Below are 16298 nucleotides of genomic sequence, written 5' to 3'. Positions count from 1 at the left end.
GTTGAGAATGGAAGGATACCTTCATTTAAATAGCGGCCATTCCTATAAGGGCCAATGGCTGACGGATCATCCTGAAAAGGATATAGAAGGGGAAATTGTCTTTTTTACAGGAATGACAGGCTACCAGGAAGTTTTGACAGATCCCTCTTATAAAGATCAAATTATTGTATTTACGTATCCTCTAATCGGAAATTATGGGATAAATGAGTCTGATTTTGAGAGCAAGAAACCACATGTTGCCGGGGTTATTGTTTATGAAGGAAGCAGAAATCCTTCACATTACAAATCCGCCTATTCACTTCAGGAATATCTTCAAAAATGGAATATTCCATTATTAGGGCATATGGATACCCGTTCCATTGTAAAGAAAATCCGTTCCGAAGGCAGTATGCCGGCAAAAATGTCTTCTTCGGAAACATCAGCTGACGGAATGCTGCTTCTAAAGGATGAAAAAGTTTGTAAAGTATCTTCACAAGCTAAGGAGTGCTTTGGAGAGGGCAGCGTTCATATAGTTGTCATTGATTTTGGCGCTAAAAAATCAATTGTGGATTCTTTGCTGAAAAGAGCTTGCAAGGTTACGTCTGTTCCATATAATACAAACTTTGAACAGATAAAAAAATTAAATCCGGACGGGGTAGTGCTTTCAAACGGGCCTGGAGATCCAAAAGAATTAAAAAGCATACTCCCGGAATTAAAAAAGGTGCTGGAGCAGTATCCGGTTTTGGGAATTTGCCTTGGCCACCAGCTGGCAGCTTTAGCATTTGGAGGCAATACAAAGAAACTGTCTTTTGGCCATAGGGGTGCCAACCACCCGATTGCGGACATGAAGAAGAGCACTGTCTTTATGTCATCACAAAATCACAGTTATGTGGTTGATGACGAGAGCATAAAAGGTACAGGGTTCAAAACCCGTTATATAAATCTTCATGACCAGTCTATTGAGGGACTGATACATAAGGTCCTTCCAATCCATACGGTACAATTCCATCCTGAAGCACATCCGGGACCTGCGGATGGCGATTATATTTTTGATGAGTTTATGAACATGATTCAAGAGGAGAATAGGAGAGTTTTTGCTTATGCCTAAAGACACCAGTATCCAATCCATATTAGTAATCGGCTCCGGCCCTATTGTCATCGGGCAGGCAGCAGAATTTGATTATGCAGGAACACAGGCCTGCGCAGCATTAAAGGAAGAAGGCTATAAGGTTATTCTTGTTAATAACAATCCGGCTACCATTATGTCTGATAAAGCTTTTGCTGATAAAGTCTATTTTGAGCCGATGACAGCTGACAGCCTTGAGAAGATTATAAAGAAAGAACGTCCAGATGGCCTGCTTGCCACACTGGGAGGCCAGACAGGATTAAATCTTGCTTTTAAACTGAGTGAATCAGGTGTGCTTGAACGTTATGGAGTGAAGCTTTTGGGCAGCAGTATTGAATCCATTAAGAAAGGTGAAGACCGGGAAGCTTTTCGTAAGCTGATGAATGAGCTTAACGAACCTGTACCCGAAAGCATCATTGTCCATGAAGTGGAAGAAGCGCTTCAATTTGCCCGTGAAATTGGATTCCCTATTATCGTCCGTCCAGCCTATACCCTTGGCGGAACAGGCGGGGGAATTGCCGGAGATCTCGAAGACCTGATATCCCTGGTGCAGGGCGGGATAAAAGAAAGTGCGATTAGCCAATGTCTGGTTGAAAAAAGCATAGCAGGCTTTAAAGAAATAGAGTATGAGGTTATGCGGGATTCCCGGAATACATGCATCACGATTTGCAATATGGAAAATATTGATCCTGTAGGGGTACATACCGGTGATTCAATTGTTGTCGCACCTTCTCAGACCTTAACTGATGATGAGTACCAGATGCTCCGAACGGCATCCATTAAAATCATTTCAGAGCTGGGCATCATTGGAGGATGCAACATTCAATTCGCCCTGGATCCGCAAAGCAGGAATTATTACTTGATTGAAGTAAACCCGCGAGTCAGCAGGTCATCTGCCCTTGCTTCCAAAGCAACAGGCTATCCAATTGCCAGAATGGCTGCAAAACTTGCAGTCGGGTATAACTTATCGGAGATCATTAACCCTGTAACAGGAGACACATTTGCAAGCTTTGAACCAGCTCTTGATTATGTCATTGTTAAATTTCCAAAATGGCCTTTTGATAAATTTTCTTCTGCAGACCGCAGGCTCGGAACACAAATGAAAGCCACCGGAGAGGTAATGGGTATTGACCGGAATCTGGAACGGGCTCTTTTAAAAGCAATCCATTCACTTGAAGTGAAGGGAATGGATTTAATATCACCAGTTTTATCAGCTAAATCGGCAGATGAACTGGAGGAATTGCTATTAAAGCAGACTGATGAAAGATTTTTTACCGTGATTGAATTGCTGCGGAGAAACCACTCATTAGAAGCATTGCACTCTATCACAAAAATAGATTATTTCTATCTCCACATACTCAGTGAAATGGTGAAACTGGAAAAGCGCATTTCTTCCTTAACACTTGATGGAGCAACAAAAGAAGAGCTGCAGCTATTTAAGGAAAAGGGCTTCAGTGATAATTTTCTTGCATTCGAATGGAAAGTAACCGAGAAAGCAGTCAGGGACAAACGGAAAGAGGCTGGCATACTTCCTGCCTATAAGATGGTTGACACATGCGCTGCTGAATTTGAAGCACAATCTAATTATTTTTATTCAAGTTATTTTGGTGAAAATGAACAGGTGAAGAGTGATAAGAGAAAAGTCCTGATTATCGGAAGCGGCCCCATCAGGATTGGCCAGGGCATCGAATTTGATTATTGCTCTGTTCAGGGAGTGTTTGCGCTGAAAGATGAAGGCGTGGAGACAATCATGATTAATAACAACCCTGAAACGGTTAGTACGGATTATACAACCGCTGACAGGCTTTATTTTGAACCGTTAATCCTTGAGGATATCTTGAATGTGATTGAAGCAGAAGGAATTTCAGAAGTCATTGTGCAGCTTGGCGGGCAAACAGCTTTGAATCTGGCATCGGATCTTGAAGCTTATGGCGTTACCCTGCTTGGTACTGACTCAAATACCATCGATGCATTAGAGGACAGGAAGCTTTTTTATCAGCTGTTAGATGATTTAAATATCCCGAGGATAAAAGGAGATGTTGTCCACTCAGAAGCAGAGCTAAAAGCAGCAGCTGAAAACATTGGATACCCCATTCTTGTACGCCCATCTTATGTTATAGGCGGCAGAGGAATGGAACGTATTTCATCATCATCTGAGCTTGAAAGTTATTTAACGAAAGGTGATGTCCCTTATCCGATTTTGATTGATCAATTCGTGCATGCTTTAGAAGCTGAGCTTGATCTGGCGTCAGATGGAAATTATATATGTGCACCGGCAATTATGGAGCATATTGAAAAAACCGGAGTCCATTCAGGAGACAGCATGTCCGTTCTCCCGCCGCAAAATCTTTCAGAGAAAGTCCAGAATAAAATGCTGGTCTATGCAAAAGCGATTGTGCAAAAGCTCCATTATAAAGGACTTATGAATATTCAATATATCGTAAAGGATGAAGAGGTATTTATTCTTGAAATTAACCCCCGTGCAAGCAGAACGGTGCCTATTATCAGCAAGGTCACAGGTGTGCAGCTGGTAGAGATTGCGACAAAAATATTGCTTGGGAAATATAATTTGTCGAAAGATGAAATTCCGGCTGATTCGAAACTCCCGTTTGTATGTGTGAAATTTCCGGTCTTCTCGAATTATGCTTTAAAGGGGTTGGACAGCAAAGTAGGACCTGAAATGAAATCAACAGGTGAGGGCATTTCACTGGCGCCTAATTATGAGGAAGCTGTCAGAAAGTCTTTCCACGCTGGTTTAAATGGTGTTAAGGGCAAATGTGTCGTAATAGCAAATTCTCCAAAAACAGACGAATTAACACATTATATTAATCAGGCTAAAGCTGTGCCTGTTTTCCTGTCTCCAGACAATATGGACTGGAATGCCCAGGAAACCTTTGCGTTATATAATCCCGGAATGAGTGAAGAAGATAAAAAAATGAGAGAAATGGGAACCAAAAACAGAATTTTGACTTTCAGTGAAAAGGAAACGCTTATTGCATTATTAAAATCAATGACGGCAGGCGAATGGGATGTTAAGTCCATTGAAGATTGGCAGGGCATAAAAAATAATGAGGCAGAAAAGGAAGTGGGCGTCATATGATTTCAACTCAGACAGCGGATAAGAGCTTAAATATTAAAGGGAAGGACTTTCTAACACTTGCAGACTTTTCAGGAGATGAAATAAAGGGACTTTTGGAAAAAGCAAAGCAATTAAAGGCAGCTCATTTGCAGGGGGCAGAAACATCTATCCTAAAAGGGAAAATCCTTGGCATGATTTTTGAAAAGTCATCTACGCGTACAAGGGTTTCCTATGAAGCAGGGATGCTTCAGCTTGGGGGCCATGCCTTATATCTAAACAGCCAGGACCTGCAGCTCGGAAGAGGAGAAAGCATAGCGGATACAGCTAAAGTGCTTTCCCAGTATGTTGATGCGATTATGATCCGCACGTTCTCACATGAGAAGATACAGGAACTTGCTTATCATGCGGACATCCCGGTTATTAACGGCCTGACAGATCTTTATCATCCATGCCAGGCTCTTGCAGATCTACTAACAATTGAAGAAAATAATGGGGAGTTAAAAGGCCAAAACCTGGCATATATAGGCGATGGCAATAATGTGGCCCATTCATTAATGATTGCTTCTGCCAAGATGGGGGTAAATATCACGATTGCCTGTCCTGCAGGGTATGAACCGGATCAATCTGTTCTCCAGCAGTCACAAGAGTTTGCCGAACAAACCGGTTCAAAGGTAAGCGTCACATCAAATCCTGAAGAAGCCGCTGCTAATGCCGATGCCATCTATACGGATGTCTGGACGAGCATGGGCCAGGAAGAAGAGAATGACAAGAGACTCAAAGACTTTGCTGAATATCAGGTTAATCAATATCTTGTCCAAAAAGCAAAAAAAGATTACGTCTTTTTGCATTGTTTGCCTGCCCATCGCGGTGAGGAAGTTACAGCAGAGGTCATTGATGGAAACAATTCCGCTGTGTTTCAGCAGGCTGGGAACAGGCTTCATGTTCAGAAAGCCATTCTTTCAGAGATATTATAATGGAAAAGCCTTCTCATCGCAGAGAAGGCTTTTTCATTAAGTTAATAAGTAAACAAGCGGCCCAACGATAAAACAATAAATTGCAAAATACTTCAGGTTCCCTTTAGCCATTATATTCATAAACCATTTCAGGGAAAAGTAAGATGCAATCAGTGAGGCAAAAAAGGCTATAATATAGGGTAAAGCCAATTCAGATAAATTGGGATCAGTTAAAATGTCGTTGAAGCCCAATATCATTCCGCCGGCACTTACGGGGATATATAAAAGGAAAGAAAACCTTAAGGCTGTTTCCTGTTTCATCCCAAGTCCCATAGCGGCGACAATGGTGGCACCGGAACGGCTGATTCCCGGTATCAGGGCAACTGCCTGGGCAAGACCTACAATGATTGCGTCCTTATAAGATAATTCAGCATCATTTTTCCGTCCGCGTAAATTCCTGATCAGCCACAGGGCAAGTCCAGTTACGATAAGAGTAATCCCTACTGTCTTAATATTGGCAAGATGGTCATCAATAAAATCCTCAAACAAAATGCCAATAACACCGGCAGGGATGGTACCGATAATCAAGTAAAGGATAAATTGAAAATCTGCTTCCGCCTGCTTATCTTTGGTTGTAACGTATGCAAGGCCATTTCGAATCAGTCTTATAATATCCTCTCTGTATATAAGCAGAACAGCTAATAAAGAGGCTGTATTTACAAGAAGTGCAAAGCTTAGCCCTTTAATATCAAGGTCGAAAAAGTGCTGGGCAATTTCCAGATGCCCGCTCGAAGAAATGGGAATAGGCTCAGTAAATCCCTGAAACAATCCCAAAAATAAGTACTTAAGCAATGTCAGAAAATCAGTCACAAGTAAATCCTCCATAATGAAATCTCATACATCCCATTTAACTATAAAAAGGAGAGCAGAGTAAAGTGATATCCTTTTCATTGCTTTATGCGATGCCAATAGTTTCCCTCATGAGAGATGAAAGAGTGGAAATAATAATAAGTGATTTACGATTAAAGGAGGTATTTGGATGGGGCAAAACAGACAATTTAAGGCTGGCCAGAAGGCGCCTAATAATGGAATTTATATAGAAATTGGCGAAACGGGAAGCAACGTCAATAATCCTCAAATGCTTAAAATGAGAGCGGGGGACCAATTCCCGGAAACATCCAATCATAACCGGATTTGGACATATAAAAGAAAGCCCTGATTTAATAAATGGAAATTGGGGAAATAGGAAATAGAGCCATCCCTATAGCGGATGGCTTTTTAGATATGGAAAAAGCTGAAAACTTTACATATGAAAAGATTGCCTTATAATAAAATTAAAAGGTCAAAAAAGGTCAAAGAGGAGGTTGCATAATGGATGTAAATCGGATGACAGAGCGGCTTCAGGAAGGGTTAATGAATGCACAGTCCATTGCTATTCGCGGGCAGCATCAGGAGGTGGATGAAGCTCATTTATTCCTGGCTTTACTGGAGCAGGAAAACAGCCTTGTTTCATTAATTTTGTCTAAAATGCAGGTTCCTGCAGATTCCTTTTCTAATAAAATGCAGGAAGCACTTAGAAAGAAACCGCAAGTATCCGGTTCAGGAACAGAACAAGGGAAGCTGTATATTACCGGTAAACTGCAGCGGCTGCTGGCCGAAGCAGAAAAATACATGAAGATCTATCAGGACGATTTCATGTCAGTGGAGCATGTACTGCTGGCTGCTGCAGCAGCGGATACCGAAACGGCAGTAATTTTAAAATCATACGGGATAAGTCAAATGCAAGTGGAGCAGGCGATTAAAGAAGTCAGGGGGAATCAGAGAGTGACATCGCAAAATCCTGAATCAACATATGATGCATTAAAAAAGTATGGAAGAGATCTTGTCTCAGAGGTAAAGAAGGGAAAAGTTGATCCTGTAATTGGCCGGGACAGCGAAATCAGGAATGTCATTCGCATCCTTTCAAGAAAAACCAAAAATAATCCGGTTTTAATAGGCGAACCTGGGGTAGGAAAGACTGCTATTGTCGAAGGTTTGGCGCAGAGAATTGTCCGTAAAGATGTGCCTGAAGGCCTTAAGGATAAAACCATTTTTGCCCTTGATATGAGTGCTTTAATTGCAGGAGCCAAATTCCGGGGTGAATTTGAGGAAAGACTGAAAGCAGTTTTAAATGAAGTTAAGAAAAGCGAAGGCAGAATTCTTCTTTTTATTGACGAATTACACACCATTGTAGGTGCGGGCAAAACAGAAGGAGCCATGGATGCAGGGAATATGCTGAAACCTATGCTTGCAAGGGGAGAATTGCATTGTATAGGAGCTACCACCCTTGACGAGCACCGCAAATATATTGAAAAAGATCCTGCCTTGGAACGGCGTTTTCAGCAGGTATTGGTGCAGGAGCCGGATGTAGAGGATACAATCTCCATTCTAAGAGGGCTGAAGGAGCGCTTTGAAATTCATCATGGGGTCAACATCCACGATCGTGCATTAGTGGCTGCCGCAACCTTATCAGACAGGTATATTACAGACCGTTTCCTCCCTGATAAGGCGATTGACTTGGTTGACGAAGCCTGTGCGATGATCAGGACGGAAATTGATTCAATGCCATCTGAGCTGGATGAAGTCACAAGAAGGGTCATGCAGCTGGAAATAGAAGAAGCGGCACTAAGAAAAGAAATTGATGAAGCAAGCAAAAAGAGACTCGGAGATCTGCAAAAAGAACTGGCTGAACTAAAGGATCAGGCAAATAGCATGAAAGCTAAATGGCAGCTTGAAAAAGAAGGAATCCAAAAAGTCCAGGAAAAGCGGGAGCAGCTTGAGATTATGCGCCGCGAACTGGAGGAAGCCGAAAATAATTATGACTTGAATAAAGCCGCAGAACTTCGCCATGGAAGAATCCCGGCTTTGGAGAAGGAATTGAAAGAGCTTGAAATTGCAGTTAATGAGAATCAAGGGGACAGGCTGCTGAGAGAGGAAGTCACAGAAGAAGAGATTGCTGGCATTGTGGCAAGGTGGACAGGTATTCCCGTGATAAAACTTGTTGAAGGAGAACGTGAAAAGCTGCTTCGTCTTGAAAGTATCCTTCACGAAAGAGTAATTGGTCAGGATGAAGCGGTGCAGCTTGTGTCCGATGCTGTCCTAAGAGCCAGGGCAGGCATTAAAGATCCAAACCGCCCCATTGGCTCTTTCATCTTCCTTGGCCCAACCGGGGTGGGAAAAACTGAATTAGCTAAGGCGCTAGCACAGTCACTGTTCGATAGTGAGGAGCAAATAATCAGAATTGATATGTCCGAATATATGGAAAAACATGCTGTATCAAGATTGATTGGCGCTCCTCCGGGGTATGTAGGTTATGAGGAAGGCGGTCAGCTGACAGAAGCTGTCAGAAGGAAGCCGTACTCAGTAATCCTGCTTGATGAAATTGAGAAGGCTCATCCAGAAGTTTTTAATATCCTCCTGCAGATGCTTGATGATGGAAGGATCACTGACTCACAGGGCCGCACGGTTGATTTTAAAAATACGGTTATCATTATGACTTCCAATATCGGCTCCCACATTCTTTTGGAACGATCTTCCAATAAGTCAGACATAACTGAAGAGACCAGAGACAATGTACTTGGACAGCTGAGGAGCCATTTCCGTCCGGAGTTTTTAAACAGAGTGGACGAAATTATCTTGTTTAAGCCATTAGCTCTCAATGAAATAAAGGGTATTGTATTAAAATTAATTACTCAGCTTCAAGCAAGATTATCAGATCAGCATATTAAGTTAAGTATAAATGAAAATGCGAGAGAATATATTGCAGAAAACGGGTTTGATCCTGTCTACGGCGCCAGGCCGCTCAAACGGTTTATCCAAAGGAACGTTGAAACAGCACTAGCCCGCAAAATAATCACAGGAGAAATTAAAGATCAAAGTGAAGTTATTATATCAGCAGAAAACGGCAGAATTGAACTGCTGGTAAAATAAGGACACAAATGAAAAGAATCATCCTGAATTAACAGGATGACTCTTTTCGTTTCCTGCAGAAGCTGCAGATTAATGAATTCCTTCTTTCTCAACAGGACCTTCAGGAATGATGGAAGCGACAACAAAAATTAGAACAGTTGTCCCAACCGCCAGAATGGTGCCGGTTACAAAATCGTATGGCGCTCCAAGCATTGAGGAAACTACGTACGTTAACATTTGAACAAGAAGGAAAGTCCAGAAGAATGTCCAAAAGAATCTCATCTATTTCACCTCTAACATAATTAATCCCTTTTCATATTAGCATAAGCCATTAAAGAAATAAATTTATTTATTTTTTCTCTTTTGAGCCCATTGATGAACTTGTCTAAACTAGGCTAATCTCCCTTTCATTTTAAGTTTATTTACATACATTATATTATGAACAAACTTGCAAAGGAGTTTTACTATGGAAAGCCGGAACTTCCAGCTGGATACAGAATGGTGCATGATTCATTACCCAGATAAACCAAGTGGTTTCGGTATTCTGATAATTGGGGATGATCGGCACTTTGTTGATAGAAACTGCAGTTTTTGGACTCAAAATGAAGGGAAATGTTCATTAATTAAGAAACTCAGGCAAGATGGCTATACGATCTTTTATTCAAATTTATACGGAAGGCACTGGGGAAGCGATCGGGCTGTTGAGAAGGCTAAGTACTTGTATGAATATATTCTGCGTACAGAAATAATTAACGAAAAGATCCATATTATTGCTGAGGGCATGGGAGCGTTGGTTGCCCTTAGATTATTGCATGAAATGAGTGATTTAATCCGTTCAGCGGTATTAATAAATCCTATTCTCTCACTAAAGCACCATCTCGACCAGGAAAAAGAGCATAAGTTTTTTTATAAGAAACTATTAAAAGAATTGGCAGCTTCCTATGAAATAGAAACGGATAACATACCAGAACAGCTCAGCAAACATGAAAAGAACCTCACATCCGGCCTAAAAGTCCCCGTCAGAATCATTCAGGTTCTGGCCGGCGGAAGAGCTTACAAGCAATCGGATTATTTAAAGAAACGATCCATACAATGGGAAAATGAAAATAGCCCTATCTCAGTGTTTTATATCCTCCCAGATAAAAAACAGCGAATTTCTTCTCAAATGACAAGCTTCTTTAGAAAATATGAAAAAGTCCTGTAATTCTGCTGTAATTCCGTAAGAAATAAAGACAATCCTTTGAGCATAGTATACATTAATATGCTTCCAAGGAGGGGTGAAGATGGACAGGGCAGTCATTCTAGGGACATTTGAATTTATAGGTTTCAGCCTGTGCAAGCATCTTCTGGACCAGGGCTGCGAGATAGATGGAATCCATTTCGACAAAGAAAAAGATGACGCGTTAATTCAAGAAAAACGACTGACAATCGGACGAAATGCCAATTTCAATGAAAAAAACTATTCTGCATGGATTAAATCTGGAAAAATACTAAAAAATGACACGATTTTTATAGATATATACGACTTGTATATCAGGAATAAGCTTGGTGCTTTATGGGAGAAGGAGCTCATTGAAGGATTTCTTATGAAAAACCTGGCTATATTCCAGAGCCTTCAGGTAAAAATTGCATTTTTGCTTCCCATTCAGTGGCTTAAAGACATCAGCAGAACACACAGCCGGGTGGAAGATGTTATTACAGTCCTTAAAGAAAACAATATTTCAGTTGCATCTTTTTATCTGCCTGTTATATATGGACCCTGGCAGCCTAAGGAATTTAGTTTTCATCAGGTCATTGCGGAAGAAAGAGTAATGATAAGTGAAAGAGAATGGATACATGATGCTATCTATATTGATGATCTCATCATTTTCTTATCAAATTGTACAGATAAGCCTTTAGATGAGTCTTATCTTTTGAAAAGCAGCATCACCGGGCACTGGCGAAAATGCGCTGACTACCTTTCTTTTGGCAATAATGAAAATTGGAGATGTCCCGATTTGGCATTAGGGAAAGTAACTGAAAGAACGATTCAGTGTTCAGTAAAATTCTCCGATGGTCTCGAAAAACAAAGACAACAGTTTATTTCATTAGGAAACCCGGATGACTTGTAAATTGGAAAAAAATCTTTCCATTTGAGATAAAGAAAAGGTAGAATTAAATTAGTCTGGTAAATTAAACCGGCAGCAGGAAGCGAAAGACAGAGAGGCGGAGAAAAAGAAGATGCATAAGACATTAAAGAATTTAGGGATCCTTCTTTTGTGCCTTCTTTTATTGGCCTCCTGCAGACAGCCAATGTCTGCAGGAAAACTTGAGAAAGCTGGATTATTAGTGCCCGATACTGTCAATGACCAAGTATGGGGGACCAAAGGCTATAAAGGCATGCTAAAGATTCAATCCCATTATGATATTGAGGTTTATTATAAAGAAGGCATGAATTCAGAGATGGTTGTTGAAAGAGCTGTTAAAGAGTTTGACCAAAAAGGTGTGAACCTGATCTTTGGACATGGTAATGAATACGCTGCATACTTTAATAACATCTCAAAAAAATATCCTGACATTCACTTTGTCAGCTTTAATGGTGACGCTCAAAATGAAAACACCACCAGTTTAAACTTTGAAGCATATGCAATGGGTTTCTTCGGAGGCATGGTTGCAGGACATATGACGAAAACGAATAATGTAGGAATACTGGCGGCTTTTGAATGGCAGCCGGAAGTAGAAGGTTTTTATGAAGGTGCAAACTATATCAATGATAAAGTAAACGTGCAGATCCAATATGTTGGCAACTGGGACAATGATAACAAAGCCATCGCTCTTTTGGACAAACTTATTGCCAATAAGACAGATGTTGTATATCCGGCCGGAGATGGGTATAATGTTCCTGTTATCGAAAAGCTGAAAGAAGAAGGGCTCTACGCCATCGGCTATATTTCCGATCAGTCGGATTTAGGTGAATCAGTTGTCCTGACCAGTACAATTCAGCATGTAGATGTTTTATATGAACTAGTGGCAGAAAAATATAACGAAGGCGAGCTTGAATCAGGAAATCTATCCTTCGATTTCGAGGATGAAGTGATTTCACTTGGAAAATTCAGCCCAGACGTCGACGAAAAATTCAAAAAAGAACTAAACGCTGTCATTGAGAATTACAAAAAAACAGGCAAATTGCCTGAATAGTAATTACCATACATAGGAGGTGCTGCAAGATGAACGAAAAGAATATGGAATTCATGCAAATCGCCATGAAATACCTGCCGGAAGCCAAACAGCAGCTCGACGAAGCAGGCATCGAACTATCCATGGAAATGATTCAGCCATTCATGAACCTATTCACTAAAGTCATGAACGAAGCCTATGAAATGGGCAAAGCGGATGCCTTGAATAAGAGTGAATAATTTGGGAAACCAGCCTTTTAGGCTGGTTTTTGTTGTTTTTTGGAATACCAGCCTCTACTTCTTCCAAAACATCTCCAACAAAGGACCCGCTTTTTTCAGTAGCGGCTTTAAATGATGAGCTGAAGACATGAGCGTATCAATGTTGCCCATCAGTTCCTCGAAGTTTATATTGTTCAGGATATTGTTTTCATTTTCTTTGCCGGAACTTTCTCTTTCAGTAGTTTCTCTGCTTTTTCCCCTAAGAGCCAGTCGTCAGCTTCATGAGCATTTCTGTTTCTGCCACCGAAAAGCCAATCATCTTTCCCCTGATGTTCTTCAGCACTGCTTTCGAATTCAATTTTGCCTCCATCTGGCTTATTTCTGACTCTTTCCCCAAATAAAAAATGGGTTAAAGGGTCCTCTGTATATCCCCTGTCTTTTTCATCTTTATCAAGCATATGCCAGTTCCCTCCTTCCAGATGCCTATATATCAGCATATGAAGAAAAATTGACCGGGTATAGACATTTGTGGAGTAATCAGCAGGCAAGGTAAAAAGTGTTGCGTTATTATATAAACTTTTGATAAAATTAGTACCAAGTCATAATAATTGATATTAATATTTAAATAGAGAATACTTATGGGTTTGTAAATATGAAAGGGAGTGGGACTCCATGAATGCTGGAATTATAGGAATCGGAAGATATCTTCCTGAAAAAGTGGTAACAAATGCTGATTTGGAGAAAATAGTTGATACTTCTGACGAATGGATCCGGACCAGGACTGGAATTGAACAGAGAAGAATTGCGGATGACAGCATCGATACATCAGATATGGCCTACGAGTCGGCACTGAAGGCATTGGCTAATGCAGGCATTGAAGCAGAGGATTTAGATCTGATTTTAGTTGCAACGGTTACACCGGATAAGCCCTTTCCATCTGTTGCCTGCATGCTCCAGGAGAGGCTAAAAGCAAGCAAGGCGGCGGCAATGGATATTAGTGCTGCATGTGCAGGATTCATGTATGGTATCATAACGGCAAAACAATTTATTGAAACTGGGACATATAAAAATGTTTTAGTAGTAGGTGTAGAAAAGCTTTCAAAAGTTACAGACTGGAATGACCGTAATACTGCCGTTTTATTTGGAGACGGAGCAGGTGCAGCTGTAATTGGGCAAGTCTCGGATGGCCGGGGGATATTATCATTTGAATTAGGAGCAGATGGTACTGGCGCAAAACATCTATACCAGGATGAATATATCATCATGAACGGGCGTGAAGTGTTCAAATTTGCGGTTCGTCAAATGGGTGAAAGCTGCATCAATGTGCTTGAGAAAGCTGGATTATCCAAAGAAGACGTGGATTTTTTAATCCCTCATCAGGCGAATATCCGCATCATGGAAGCTTCCCGACAAAGATTGGAACTTCCTGTTGAAAAGATGTCCAAAACAGTGGATAAATACGGAAATACTTCTGCTGCATCTATTCCGATTGCATTGGTGGAAGAGCTGGAAGCTGGTAAAATTAAAGATGATGATTTGCTTGTAATGGTGGGCTTCGGAGGAGGACTAACCTGGGGAGCCATTGCGATAAGATGGGGAAGATAAGAACTTCATTTAAATTTGATGATAATGTAAAAGGAGCTGCAATCTTATGAATAAAAGAAGGGTTGTTGTTACAGGCATTGGAGCTGTAACTCCGCTTGGAAATAATACAGAAACGACATGGAATAATATTAAGTCAGGTGTTTCAGGGGTTGGGCCGCTGACTAGATTAAATGCAGATGAGTACCCGGCTAAAGTAGCTGCTGAGGTAAAGGATTTCAATCCTGAAGACTTTTTTGATAAAAAAGATGCCCGAAAAATGGACCGCTTCACACATTACGCTGTTGCTTCATCCATGATGGCTGTTAGAGACGCAAACCTTCAGATTACAGATGAAAATGCTCATCGCATCGGTGTCTGGATTGGTTCAGGCATCGGCGGAATGGAAACATTCGAAAATCAATATGAAATATTTATGAAACGTGGATACAGAAGAGTCAGTCCATTCTTCGTGCCAATGATGATTCCGGACATGGCTACTGGCCAAGTCTCGATTTATCTGGGTGCAAAAGGATTTAACTCATGTACAGTGACTGCATGTGCCACTGGAACAAACTCAATCGGAGATGCCTTCAAGGTTATTCAGCGCGGCGATGCGGATGCGATGATTTCAGGGGGGCAGAAGCACCAATCACAAAAATGTCTGTAGCCGGATTTTGTGCAAACACCGCGCTTTCAACTAATCCGGATCCAAAAACGGCCAGCCGCCCATTTGATCAGAACCGTGACGGGTTTGTTATTGGAGAAGGTGCGGGAATTGTAGTACTTGAAGAACTTGAGCATGCACTTGCCCGCGGCGCAAAAATTTATGCAGAAATAGTAGGATATGGTGCTACCGGGGATGCCTATCATATCACTGCACCGGCTCCGGGAGGAGAAGGCGGAGCAAGAGCCATGAAAATGGCAATCGAAGATGGCGGCTTAAAGCCGGATAATATCGATTATATTAATGCCCATGGCACAAGTACAGATTATAATGACAAGTTTGAAACGTTGGCAATCAAAGAGGTTTTTGGAGACCATGCCTATAAATTGGCAGTAAGCTCGACTAAATCAATGACAGGACATCTTCTGGGAGCTGCAGGCGGAATTGAAGCTATTTTCACAGTTCTGGCAATGAAGGAAGGAATCCTGCCGCCGACCATTAATCTCGAAAACCCGGATCCTGAATGTGATTTGGACTATGTTCCAAATAAGGCCAGGGAAAAAGAAATAACAGCAGCAATGAGCAATTCACTGGGCTTTGGCGGCCACAATGCAACCATTGTTTTTAAAAGATATGAATAAGAAATAATCAAAGCTGATTTAAGGGAAGTCAAACCTCCTTTGAATCAGCTTTTTTTAAAATTAACAAAATCCTTATACCTACATATTATCGAGTATAAGGAGGTGCAGAAATGGGATAGTTAGAACAGATTTATGGCTCGAGGAAGACTTTAAGGAACCGCTTAAAATATGTGAAAAGCTTACTGGACATTTCAATGATGATAATCCCCGAAAAATATACGAGTACCTAACGGGGTTCGGCATGTATAAACCTGACCGGTTCAGCAGGAATAATTTCAATGAGTTAAAAGAAAAGAAAGCGTGGGATCTGGCGAAAAAGATTCACTTAAAATATAGGAGGATGTGGACCGGGCCTGACATAGATGTTTACATTTTTCCGACTGCTGGAGGCGGACTTTTTTCGCGGCATCCTGGTAAATCAGGAGTATCCTTCGCAAATATGCTCTTTCTGTTTCTTCCTTCTGAAATAGAAGAAGATGAACTAGAGGCTTTATTTGTGCATGAATATCACCATGTCTGCAGAATTAACTCACAGAAAAAAAAGCTTGAAGAATTTACGCTGCTTGATTCCATAATATTGGAAGGGCTTGCCGAACATTCAGTAGAAATACACTGTGGAAAGAAGTTCAGAGGATCCTGGTGCAGCAGGTATTCGAAAGAGGAGATCAGGAATTTCTGGAATAAATTGATTAAATCGAACTTAAAATTAAAAAAGAATGATAGGCTCCATCAAAAGATATTATATGGTGAGGGATCATATCCTCTATTACTTGGTTATGCTGCCGGATACGAAATTGTAAGGGAATTCAAAGAGAAAAAAAGTTTTTCTACAAAAATTTCTTTTAGTGCGCCGTCCGAATATTTTGTGGACCAAACTTTATATAAACTGGATTCACATTCGCTTTAAAGTCCTAAAATGTGGGCTTTTTTTTTTGAAAAAGAAAAATGAA

14 protein-coding genes and 1 pseudogene are annotated in these 16298 nt (G+C 40.9%); 12 read left to right on the top strand and 3 right to left on the bottom strand.

Annotation, left to right across the window (positions count from 1 at the left end):
* Positions 1–7: 7 nt before the first annotated feature.
* From LLY41_RS16975 to argF, 3 genes are read left to right on the top strand one after another with little or no spacing between them, the layout of a single operon-like run.
* Positions 8–1087, top strand: a complete 1080-nt coding sequence (locus LLY41_RS16975) for a carbamoyl phosphate synthase small subunit (protein ID WP_304585929.1) — start codon at positions 8–10, stop codon at positions 1085–1087.
* Positions 1080–4205 (top strand): carbamoyl-phosphate synthase (glutamine-hydrolyzing) large subunit, encoded by a 3126-nt coding sequence (locus tag LLY41_RS16970; protein ID WP_304585928.1) that lies wholly within the window; start codon positions 1080–1082, stop codon positions 4203–4205. The genes LLY41_RS16975 and LLY41_RS16970 overlap by 8 nt, the downstream gene beginning before the upstream one ends.
* Positions 4202–5158: an ornithine carbamoyltransferase gene (gene argF / locus LLY41_RS16965; protein ID WP_304585927.1), complete on the top strand. Its 957-nt coding sequence runs from the start codon at positions 4202–4204 to the stop codon at positions 5156–5158. Before LLY41_RS16970 ends, argF begins: the two co-directional genes overlap by 4 nt.
* 36 nt (positions 5159–5194) lie before the next feature.
* Here argF and LLY41_RS16960 read toward each other — a convergent pair whose 3' ends face one another.
* The gene (locus LLY41_RS16960; RefSeq protein ID WP_370460120.1) at positions 5195–6007 is read right to left on the bottom strand and encodes an undecaprenyl-diphosphate phosphatase; all 813 of its coding nucleotides are present in this window, start codon (positions 6005–6007) and stop codon (positions 5195–5197) included.
* Between the two features lie 169 nt (positions 6008–6176).
* On the opposite strand from LLY41_RS16960, the gene LLY41_RS16955 reads away from it, so the two are divergent.
* On the top strand, positions 6177–6356 hold the full coding sequence (locus tag LLY41_RS16955; protein WP_095243907.1) for a YjzC family protein: 180 nt from the start codon (positions 6177–6179) through the stop codon (positions 6354–6356).
* 152 nt (positions 6357–6508) lie between these two features.
* On the top strand, positions 6509–9106 hold the full coding sequence (gene clpB / locus LLY41_RS16950; protein WP_304585925.1) for an ATP-dependent chaperone ClpB: 2598 nt from the start codon (positions 6509–6511) through the stop codon (positions 9104–9106).
* 69 nt (positions 9107–9175) lie between these two features.
* Here the strand turns inward: clpB and LLY41_RS16945 are convergent, their stop codons facing one another.
* The gene (locus LLY41_RS16945) at positions 9176–9367 is read right to left on the bottom strand and encodes a DUF2929 family protein (protein ID WP_048010975.1); all 192 of its coding nucleotides are present in this window, start codon (positions 9365–9367) and stop codon (positions 9176–9178) included.
* Between the two features lie 184 nt (positions 9368–9551).
* Here LLY41_RS16945 and LLY41_RS16940 point away from each other — a divergent pair, with 184 nt between their 5' ends.
* The 4 genes from LLY41_RS16940 to LLY41_RS16925 all read left to right on the top strand — a co-directional run bounded on the left by LLY41_RS16940 (position 9552) and on the right by LLY41_RS16925 (position 12480).
* Entirely contained in the window at positions 9552–10289 is a 738-nt protein-coding gene (locus LLY41_RS16940) for an alpha/beta hydrolase (protein WP_095243909.1), read from the top strand.
* A 79-nt stretch (positions 10290–10368) separates the two neighbouring features.
* A complete protein-coding gene (locus LLY41_RS16935) occupies positions 10369–11196 on the top strand; it encodes a hypothetical protein (RefSeq protein WP_304585924.1) in 828 nt (275 codons plus the stop codon).
* Between the two features lie 109 nt (positions 11197–11305).
* On the top strand, positions 11306–12262 hold the full coding sequence (locus LLY41_RS16930) for a BMP family ABC transporter substrate-binding protein (RefSeq protein WP_095243911.1): 957 nt from the start codon (positions 11306–11308) through the stop codon (positions 12260–12262).
* Between the two features lie 29 nt (positions 12263–12291).
* Complete coding sequence (locus LLY41_RS16925) at positions 12292–12480, top strand: ComZ family protein (protein WP_251170538.1); 189 nt, start codon at positions 12292–12294, stop codon at positions 12478–12480.
* Positions 12481–12653: 173 nt separating this feature from the next.
* Here LLY41_RS16925 and LLY41_RS16920 read toward each other — a convergent pair whose 3' ends face one another.
* Positions 12654–12917 (bottom strand): hypothetical protein, encoded by a 264-nt coding sequence (locus LLY41_RS16920; RefSeq protein WP_304585923.1) that lies wholly within the window; start codon positions 12915–12917, stop codon positions 12654–12656.
* Positions 12918–13131: 214 nt separating this feature from the next.
* Here LLY41_RS16920 and LLY41_RS16915 point away from each other — a divergent pair, with 214 nt between their 5' ends.
* From LLY41_RS16915 to LLY41_RS16905, 3 genes and pseudogenes are all read left to right on the top strand, one after another.
* Positions 13132–14064: a beta-ketoacyl-ACP synthase III gene (locus LLY41_RS16915; protein ID WP_095243914.1), complete on the top strand. Its 933-nt coding sequence runs from the start codon at positions 13132–13134 to the stop codon at positions 14062–14064.
* 46 nt (positions 14065–14110) lie between these two features.
* Positions 14111–15348: pseudogene (gene fabF / locus LLY41_RS16910) on the top strand (beta-ketoacyl-ACP synthase II).
* Between the two features lie 241 nt (positions 15349–15589).
* Entirely contained in the window at positions 15590–16255 is a 666-nt protein-coding gene (locus LLY41_RS16905; protein WP_304585922.1) for a DUF2268 domain-containing putative Zn-dependent protease, read from the top strand.
* Positions 16256–16298: the final 43 nt, after the last annotated feature.

Origin of the sequence: Cytobacillus firmus, assembly GCF_023612095.1 — a bacterium.
GTDB lineage: Bacteria > Bacillota > Bacilli > Bacillales > Cytobacillaceae > Cytobacillus.
Note: the sequence above shows the minus strand (reverse complement) of the source record. Positions and strands in the feature narration are given on the sequence as shown.

Coding starts and splice junctions, on each gene's coding strand:
- LLY41_RS16935 (WP_304585924.1), top strand. CDS start 10,369: ATGGACAGGGCAGTCATTCTAGGGACATTTGAATTTATAGGTTTCAGC.
- LLY41_RS16915 (WP_095243914.1), top strand. CDS start 13,132: ATGAATGCTGGAATTATAGGAATCGGAAGATATCTTCCTGAAAAAGTG.
- LLY41_RS16955 (WP_095243907.1), top strand. CDS start 6,177: ATGGGGCAAAACAGACAATTTAAGGCTGGCCAGAAGGCGCCTAATAAT.
- LLY41_RS16920 (WP_304585923.1), bottom strand. CDS start 12,917: ATGCTTGATAAAGATGAAAAAGACAGGGGATATACAGAGGACCCTTTA.
- LLY41_RS16940 (WP_095243909.1), top strand. CDS start 9,552: ATGGAAAGCCGGAACTTCCAGCTGGATACAGAATGGTGCATGATTCAT.
- LLY41_RS16975 (WP_304585929.1), top strand. CDS start 8: ATGGAAGGATACCTTCATTTAAATAGCGGCCATTCCTATAAGGGCCAA.
- LLY41_RS16945 (WP_048010975.1), bottom strand. CDS start 9,367: ATGAGATTCTTTTGGACATTCTTCTGGACTTTCCTTCTTGTTCAAATG.
- LLY41_RS16970 (WP_304585928.1), top strand. CDS start 1,080: ATGCCTAAAGACACCAGTATCCAATCCATATTAGTAATCGGCTCCGGC.
- LLY41_RS16930 (WP_095243911.1), top strand. CDS start 11,306: ATGCATAAGACATTAAAGAATTTAGGGATCCTTCTTTTGTGCCTTCTT.
- argF (WP_304585927.1), top strand. CDS start 4,202: ATGATTTCAACTCAGACAGCGGATAAGAGCTTAAATATTAAAGGGAAG.
- LLY41_RS16905 (WP_304585922.1), top strand. CDS start 15,590: ATGTATAAACCTGACCGGTTCAGCAGGAATAATTTCAATGAGTTAAAA.
- LLY41_RS16925 (WP_251170538.1), top strand. CDS start 12,292: ATGAACGAAAAGAATATGGAATTCATGCAAATCGCCATGAAATACCTG.
- clpB (WP_304585925.1), top strand. CDS start 6,509: ATGGATGTAAATCGGATGACAGAGCGGCTTCAGGAAGGGTTAATGAAT.